This window comes from Allobosea sp. 05T422_2, from assembly GCF_056396265.1.
In genome coordinates, this window is sequence record NZ_JBFTLD010000055.1 from 23,333 (window position 1) to 30,783 (window position 7,451).

General features: G+C 66.7%; 9 protein-coding genes. All 9 read right to left on the bottom strand.

The features are described from left to right. Positions 1 to 1,344, bottom strand: coding sequence for a M16 family metallopeptidase (locus AC1DJT_RS12685; protein ID WP_476834169.1), 1,344 nt, complete (start codon positions 1,342 to 1,344; stop codon positions 1 to 3). After that, positions 1,341 to 2,756 (bottom strand): threonine synthase, encoded by a 1,416-nt coding sequence (gene thrC / locus AC1DJT_RS12690; RefSeq protein WP_476770242.1) that lies wholly within the window; start codon positions 2,754 to 2,756, stop codon positions 1,341 to 1,343. Before thrC ends, AC1DJT_RS12685 begins: the two co-directional genes overlap by 4 nt. Positions 2,757 to 2,847: 91 nt before the next feature. Further along, the gene (locus tag AC1DJT_RS12695) at positions 2,848 to 3,615 is read right to left on the bottom strand and encodes an SURF1 family protein (protein ID WP_441506440.1); all 768 of its coding nucleotides are present in this window, start codon (positions 3,613 to 3,615) and stop codon (positions 2,848 to 2,850) included. Further along, positions 3,612 to 3,986: a DUF983 domain-containing protein gene (locus AC1DJT_RS12700; protein ID WP_441506441.1), complete on the bottom strand. Its 375-nt coding sequence runs from the start codon at positions 3,984 to 3,986 to the stop codon at positions 3,612 to 3,614. The genes AC1DJT_RS12695 and AC1DJT_RS12700 overlap by 4 nt, the downstream gene beginning before the upstream one ends. Before the next feature lie 66 nt (positions 3,987 to 4,052). Then, entirely contained in the window at positions 4,053 to 4,916 is an 864-nt protein-coding gene (locus AC1DJT_RS12705) for a cytochrome c oxidase subunit 3 (protein WP_441506442.1), read from the bottom strand. A 56-nt stretch (positions 4,917 to 4,972) separates the two neighbouring features. Next, positions 4,973 to 5,569 (bottom strand): cytochrome c oxidase assembly protein, encoded by a 597-nt coding sequence (locus AC1DJT_RS12710; protein ID WP_441506443.1) that lies wholly within the window; start codon positions 5,567 to 5,569, stop codon positions 4,973 to 4,975. Beyond that, positions 5,569 to 5,739, bottom strand: a complete 171-nt coding sequence (locus tag AC1DJT_RS12715) for a DUF485 domain-containing protein (RefSeq protein WP_141739979.1) — start codon at positions 5,737 to 5,739, stop codon at positions 5,569 to 5,571. The genes AC1DJT_RS12710 and AC1DJT_RS12715 overlap by 1 nt, the downstream gene beginning before the upstream one ends. Next, positions 5,736 to 6,689, bottom strand: coding sequence for a heme o synthase (locus tag AC1DJT_RS12720; RefSeq protein WP_476834170.1), 954 nt, complete (start codon positions 6,687 to 6,689; stop codon positions 5,736 to 5,738). Before AC1DJT_RS12720 ends, AC1DJT_RS12715 begins: the two co-directional genes overlap by 4 nt. Positions 6,690 to 6,833: 144 nt before the next feature. After that, positions 6,834 to 7,451, bottom strand: a 618-nt coding sequence (locus tag AC1DJT_RS12725) for a cbb3-type cytochrome c oxidase subunit I (RefSeq protein ID WP_476834171.1), incomplete at its 5' end; no start/stop codon positions are given.

The window sequence follows — 7,451 nt, forward strand, 5'->3', positions numbered from 1 at the left end:
TCAATCCCCGGAGCGTGCGGCCTGCCGCAGTTGCTCTGCCGCCGGGAGACCGGACAGCGGACCAACGGCGGCGATCGTTGGCTGGTGCCCGAGCAGAGAACGTCCGGCGGCGCGAACATCCTCCAGCGTGACAGCATCGAGCCGGTGCGCCAGCTCCTCGCGCGGTATCGCACGTCCGAAGACAAGCACCTGGCGGGCCATCTGTTCAAGCTTGCCACCAGGGCTCTCAAGCGAGGCCAGCAGCCCGACCTTCATCTGGGCCCGGGCGCGTGCAACCTCGACCTCCGTCACATCTTCGGCAGCCTGCCGCAGGCAACCAAGCGCGACATCGATCAGCTCGCTCGCATCTTCCGGTGCCGTGCCGGCGCTGATTCCAAAGACGCCGCAATCGGAGAAGGGCCAGTGGAAGGCGTCGATGGAATAGGCGAGGCCGCGCTGCTCGCGCACCTCCTGGAACAGCCGGGATGACAGCCCTCCGCCGAGCACGGAGGAGAACACCTGGAGCGGGTAATGCGCGCCGTCCCGGAAAGGCTGGCCGGGAAAGCCGAGCACCAGATGGACCTGCTCCTCGTCGCCCTMGATCCGCGCTTCGCCGCCCCGGTAATGACCATCTTCGCGCTCGAAGGCTTTGACGGGTTTGCATGGGAGGCTGGCGAGCCTGTCACGTGCCAAGGCGACGAGCTCGTCATGGTCGACGGCGCCCGAAGCAGCCAGCACCATGTTGCCGGCATGGTAGTGCCGCGCCAGATAGGCCCGGATGGCGTCGGGTGTGAAACTGTTGACCGTCTTCGCTGTTCCCAGGATCGGGCGGCCGAGGGGCTGGTCCGGAAAGGCCGCCTGCAGGAAGCGGTCATAGACGAGATCGTCGGGCGTATCCTGAACCGCGCCGATCTCCTGCAGGATGACACCCTTMTCGCGGGCGAGTTCCTCGGGCGCAAGCGCTGGCGACGTCAGGATATCGGCCAGGATGTCCACGGCGAGTGCGAGGTCGGAGCCCAGGACCCGGGCTGTGTAGCAGGTGTACTCGACGCTGGTCGCGGCGTTGAGATCCCCGCCAACGCTTTCGATCTCCTCGGCGATCTCACGGGCGCTGCGCCGCGCCGTGCCCTTGAAGGCCATGTGCTCGAGCAGATGCGCCAGGCCGTGTTCGTTCGGAAGCTCGTCGCGCGCGCCGGCCCCGATCCAGATGCCGAGCGAGACGGTGGACGCATGGTCCATGCGCTGCGAGACGATGCGCAGGCCGGAGGGCAGGGTCGTCAGGTCGACCTCAGGGTCATGCGCCCCCGGCGAGCGTGGCGCAGGCGTGGCCAGTTCGGCGATCTCGGCCGGCCCCGTCGCGATCATGCCGCCGCTCCCCGCACTGTCCGGGCGTTCTGCCGGATGAAGGCCTCGATGCGCCCCTGGTCGTTCGGCAGCAGGGTGAAGCGCTCCTTGCGCTCCATCAGGTCGCCGAGATGGGCTGGCAGGGCGGGCGTGACACCGCTCGCCGCCGCAACGGCTGCGGGGAACTTGGCGGGATGGGCTGTGCCGAGCACGATCATAGGCGTGGCAGGATCTGCCCCGAGGCCCCGGCGCGCGGCTGCAACCCCGATCGCGCTATGGGGGTCGAGCAGATAGCCGGCCTCGCGCCACGTGCGGCCGATCTCGTCGGCGACCTCGGCCTCGTCGACCGCGCCGGCGTCGAACTCGGAGCGGATGCGGGCCAGCGGCTCCGGCGCGATCTCGAACCGGCCGGATTGCTGCAAGGACTGCATCAGCCGGCGCACGGCGGCACCGTCGCGGTCATGCGCCTCGAACAGCAGGCGTTCGAAATTCGAGGAGATCTGGATGTCCATCGAAGGGGAGGTCGTGGCGGCGACGCCCCGCATCTCATAGGCGCCGCTCTCGAGCGTGCGCGGCAGGATGTCGTTGCTGTTCGTGCCGATCACCAGGCGCTCGATCGGCAGACCCATGCGCTTGGCGACCCAACCGGCGAGCACGTCGCCGAAATTGCCGGTCGGCACCGCGAAAGAGACCTTGCGCCGGGGCGAGCCGAGGGCGACAGCCGAGGTGAAGTAGTAGACCACCTGCGCCGCGATGCGGGCCCAGTTGATCGAATTCACGCCGGAGAGGCGCAGCTCGTCGCGGAACGTGTGGTGATTGAACATCGCCTTGGCGAGGTTCTGGCAATCGTCGAACGTGCCCTCGACCGCGATGGCGTGGACATTGGGTGAGTCCACTGTGGTCATCTGCCGCCGCTGCACGTCCGAGACGCGCCCCTGCGGATAGAGGATGAACATGTCGACCCGCTCGAGCCCCTTGAAGGCGTCGATGGCAGCACCGCCTGTGTCGCCGGAGGTTGCGCCGACAATGGTGGCGCGCTCGCCGCGCTGCACCAGCACATGGTCCATCAGCCGCCCAAGCAGCTGCATTGCCACATCCTTGAATGCCAGAGTAGGGCCGTGGAACAGCTCGAGCACGAAGAGATTGTCGCCGAGCTGCGTCAGCGGACAGGTGGCCGGATGCCGGAAGGTGGCATAGGCCTCGCGGATCATGGCGCGCAGCGCCGCCGTCTCGATATCTCCGTCGGCCAGCGCGCCGATGATGCGCTCGGCAGCTTCGGCATAGGGTTTGCCGGCGAAGCCCGCGATGTCCTGGGCTTCAATTCTGGGCCAGGTCTTCGGGACAAAAAGGCCGCCATCGCGGGCGAGCCCGGCGAGCAGGGCGTCGGAAAAGGCGAGGGAGGGCGCTTCGCCCCGGGTGGAGACATGCAGCACGGTGTCGCTCTCTGTGGTCGTGCTGCTGCTATAGGCCGGGAGCGCAGCGAGGGCAAAGGTTGCGCGCCCGCGGCAGGGCCGCGGGGCGAGGTCAGTCGTGTTTCTGTCGCCGGGCCTGCCAGGCGAAGGCGATGAAGACACCGATCAGGGTCAGGGCCAGCCCGAACCAGGTCAGTGCGTATTGCAGGTGGTTGTCGGGAATACGTCCGATCAACTCTTTGACATCGACGCCGGCCGGCGGCGTCAGCCCGTCTCCCTGACGCTCGAGCTCGAGATAGAACGGCGCGGCCGCCAGGCCGAGGGAGGACGCAATGGCGGCCGGATCGCGTGTGAAGAACTCGCGATTGGCCGGGAGGTCGGCTGGGGTGAAGCTGTTGCGTGCTTCGGGCGTGCGCAGGAAGCCTCTCACGGTTGCCGGTCCGGAGGCCGGCTTGATCTCGCCCAGGCGCGCTTCCGGCACGAATCCGCGATTGATCAGGATGACCCCGCCGGCATCGAGCCGGAACCCCTGGAAGATCCAGCGGCCGAAGCCGGAGAGCTGGCGCGTTCCCGGTCCGCCCGATGCGATCGTGGTGCGCACGCCGGCAAAGGGGCCGTCGACGTAACGCCCGGATGCCGCGACCCGCGTCAGGTCGAGCTTCGCTGGGTCGAGCGTGCTCCATTGCTGCTCGGGCGGGAGGGGCGCCGGAGGGCTCGCTGCCTGCGCTTGCAGGCGCTCGATGAAGCTGTGCTTCTCGCCCATCCGCAACAGCTGCCAGCTCCCCAGCGTGCAGAGCACCAAAGTCCCGCAGATGGTCAGGATCGCGGGCAGGAGAAGGCTCGGACGCCGTGTGCTGTCTGGCATTGTCTGCGCGCTCACTTTTCTCGCCTGCCTTCCTCGGCCTTGTGGGCGTATTGCAGCGCGACCGCGAGCCCCTTCATCGGCCGCAGCAGGGCGAGGCAGACGGTGATGGCCAGCGGCAGCCAGATCGAGAGATGCACCCAGATCGGCGGCTCATAGGCGATCTCGACAGCGAGCGCCGCGCCAAGAACCGCGAAGCCCGCGATCAGCATGATGAACACGGCAGGGCCGTCAGCCGAGTCGGCGAAGGCGAAATCCAGCCCGCACGCGGCACAACGAGGGCGCAGCTTCAGAAACCCGTCGAAGAGCTTGCCTTCGCCGCAGCGCGGGCAACGGCCGGAAAGGCCGGTCGCATAGGGCGAGGGGCTGATATGCTCGTACTCTGCCATCATGGTTTCCCGCAAAAAACAAAGGCGGCCTCGCGGCCGCCTTCGGGATTGTCTTGAGGCGGCCGCTCAGTGCGCCGCGGCCGATCCGGCGCCGGACGCCCAGACATAGATCGCCGCGAACAGGAACAGCCACACCACGTCGACGAAGTGCCAGTACCAGGCCGCGAACTCGAAGCCGAGATGCTGGGCCGGTTTGAAGTGGCCGAGATAGACCCGGTACAGGCAGATCGCCAGGAAGATCGTGCCGATGAGCACGTGGAAGCCGTGGAAGCCGGTCGCCATGAAGAAGGTCGCGCCATAGATATGGCCGCTGAAGGCGAAGGTGGCGTGGGCGTACTCGTAGGCCTGCACGATCGAGAACAGGCCGCCGAGGAACACGGTCAGCCAGAGCGCCTGCTTCAGACCCTTGCGGTCGTCCTGCAGCAGCGCGTAATGCGCCCAGGTCACCGTCGTGCCCGAGGTCAGCAGGATCAGCGTGTTCAGCAGCGGCAGGTGCCAGGGATCGAAGGTCTGGATGCCCTTGGGAGGCCAGACGCCGCCGGTGAAGTCGTGGCGGGCGTACTGGATCGTTTCGCCGCTGAAGAGGCTGGCGTCGAAGAAGGCCCAGAACCAGGCGACGAAGAACATCACCTCGGAGGCGATGAACATCAGCATGCCGTAGCGATGGTGAAGCTGGACGACGCGGGTGTGGTGGCCCTCGTGCTCGGCCTCGCGCACCACGTCCATCCACCATGCGAGCATGGTGTAGAGAACACCGAGCAGGCCGACGCCGAAGACCAGGGGGCCGAGATGCATGCCGGCGACGGTCATCGCCTTCATCCACATGACCGCGCCGATGGCCATGATCGTCGCGCTGCTCGCGCCGACGAGCGGCCACGGGCTCGGGTCGACGAGATGGTAATCGTGGTTCTTGGTATGGGCCCCGGCCATCTTACTTTGTCTCCGCGTCCGACTCTGCTGCGCAGCGCTTGGTGCTGTCGCAGTTCTTATAGTTTCGACTTGCCCGCGTCACCCTTGCCATCCGCGACCGGCTGGCCGGCCTTGGACGGGAAATAGGTGTAGGACAGCGTCAATGATTTGACCCCGTTGAGATCGCGGTTCTGCTCGATCTCGGGGTCGACATAGAACACGACCGGCGCTTCCAGCGTCTCGCCCGGCTGCAGCGTATGCTCGGTGAAGCAGAAGCATTGCAGCTTGACGAAATAGGCGGCCCCCTGCGTCGGCGTGACGTTGAAGGTCGCGATGCCGGTGGAGACCCGGTCCGTCGTGTTGGTGATCTTGTAGAACACCGTCTGCGTCTCGCCGACGCGGAAGATGATCTCGGAGCTTTCCGGCTCGAAGCGCCAGCCCAGGGCCGGCGAGACATTGGCGTCGAAACGCACAGCCATCTTGCGGTCCAGGATGCGCCCGGCGGCCGCTGTCCCGACCATCGGCGTGCCGCCGAAGCCGGTGACCTTGCAGAACAGGTCGTAGAGCGGCACGGCTGCGAAGGCGAGGCCGGTCATGCCGACCGCAACGCCGGCGCAGATCAGCGCTGTCCGGCGCATTCTCGCATGCTGACGGTTCGATGGCGTCGCGGTCATCACAGCGGCCTGTTCATGATGGCCGGACCGGTCTTCACCAGCGTCACCACGAAGAAGAAAATGACCAGGCCTGCAAGGACCAGCGCCAGCGCGACCGAGCGGCGCCTGCGGCGTGCCATGTCCTCCGGAGAGAAGGCCGGCGGGATCTCGCGTTTCGGAGCTTCGCTCATCCTAGCACCTTGGGCAGGGCCCACATCAGGCCGAGGCTGTTCTCTGCCAGCAGCACGGCGAAGAGCAGGAAGAGGTAGAGGATCGAGAAGCCGAACAGCGCATAGGCGGCCTTGTGGGCGGCTTCACCCTCGGTCACGCGCAACACGCGGAAGGCCAGCGCGATCATGGCAAGTCCGGTCACCACGGAGACGACGAGATAGGCCAATCCGCCGAACCCCATCAGGGCAGGCAGGACCGCGACCGGCGCCATGACCAGCGAGTAGGCCACGATCTGCCGGCGCGTCGCGGCGGGGCCGGCGACATTCGGCAGCATCGGGATGCCGGCGCGGGCATAGTCGCCGGACTTGACCAGCGCCAGCGCCCAGAAATGGGGAGGCGTCCAGAGGAAGATGATCGCGAAGAGCACGATCGAGTGCAGGCCGAAATCGCCGGTCACGACGGCCTCGCCGATCATCGGCGGGAAGGCCCCGGCCGCTCCGCCGATGACGATGTTCTGCGGCGTCGAGCGCTTCAGCCACATCGAATAGACGACGGCATAGAAGAAGATGGTGAAGGCGAGCATCGCCGCCGAGAGCAGATTGGCGACGAGGCCGAGCACGATCACCGAGCCGACAGACAAGGTCAGCCCGAAGGCGAGCGCMTCGGATGGCAGGATCCGCCCGGCCGGAATCGGACGCTTGGCGGTCCGCACCATCAGCGCGTCGATATCGGCGTCGTACCACATATTCAGGCAGCCGGACGCACCGGCGCCGACCGCGATCGCGAGCAGCGAGGCGAATCCGATCACCGGGTGGATCGTACCGGGGGCCGTCGCCATGCCGCCCAGTGCGGTGACGACGACCAGGAACATCACCCGCGGCTTCAGGAGCGCGAAGAAATCGCGCGCCTCGCCGGTGGAGCTCTTCGCGCCATCGGTGCGGGAATCGAACCTGTCGAACGCAGCGGACATTGGTCTTGTCGTTTCACTCTTTACGACGGCCGCCAGCGGCCGTGGGGAATGAGAGGGAGCGGTCTTGCCGCCCATCTCCGGAACGCCGCAGGTGGCGCTCGGGGGAGGGGCGGCGGCGGGCCGGGGAGCCCGCCGCCAGATGGATCAGTGGTCCGAGCCGACGATGCGCGGCAGGGTCTCGAACTGGTGGAACGGCGGAGGCGAGGACAGGGTCCATTCCAGCGTCGTTGCACCTTCGCCCCACGGATTGTCCCCGGCGAGCTGCTTCTTCGAGAAGGCGACGATGACGCCGTAGAAGAAGATGAGCAGGCCGGCAGCGAAGATGTAGGAGCCGATCGACGACCAGAAATGCCAGCCGGCGAAGGCATCGGGATAGTCCGCATAATGACGCGGCATGCCGGCAAGGCCAAGGAAATGCTGCGGGAAGAACAGCAGGTTGGCGCCGAAGAAGGCGACCCAGAAGTGCAGCCTGCCGATCCAGTCCGGCATCACATAGCCCGACATCTTCGGGAACCAGTAGTAGAAGCCGGCGAAGATGCCGAACACGGCGCCGAGCGACAGCACGTAGTGGAAGTGGGCCACGACGTAATAGGTCGCATGCAGCGAGCGGTCGACGCCGGCATTGGCCAGCACCACGCCGGTCACGCCGCCGACGGTGAACAGGAAGATGAAGCCGATAGCCCAGAGCATCGGCGCGGTGAAGCGCAGGCTGCCGCCCCACATCGTCGCGATCCAGGAGAAGATCTTGATGCCGGTCGGCAC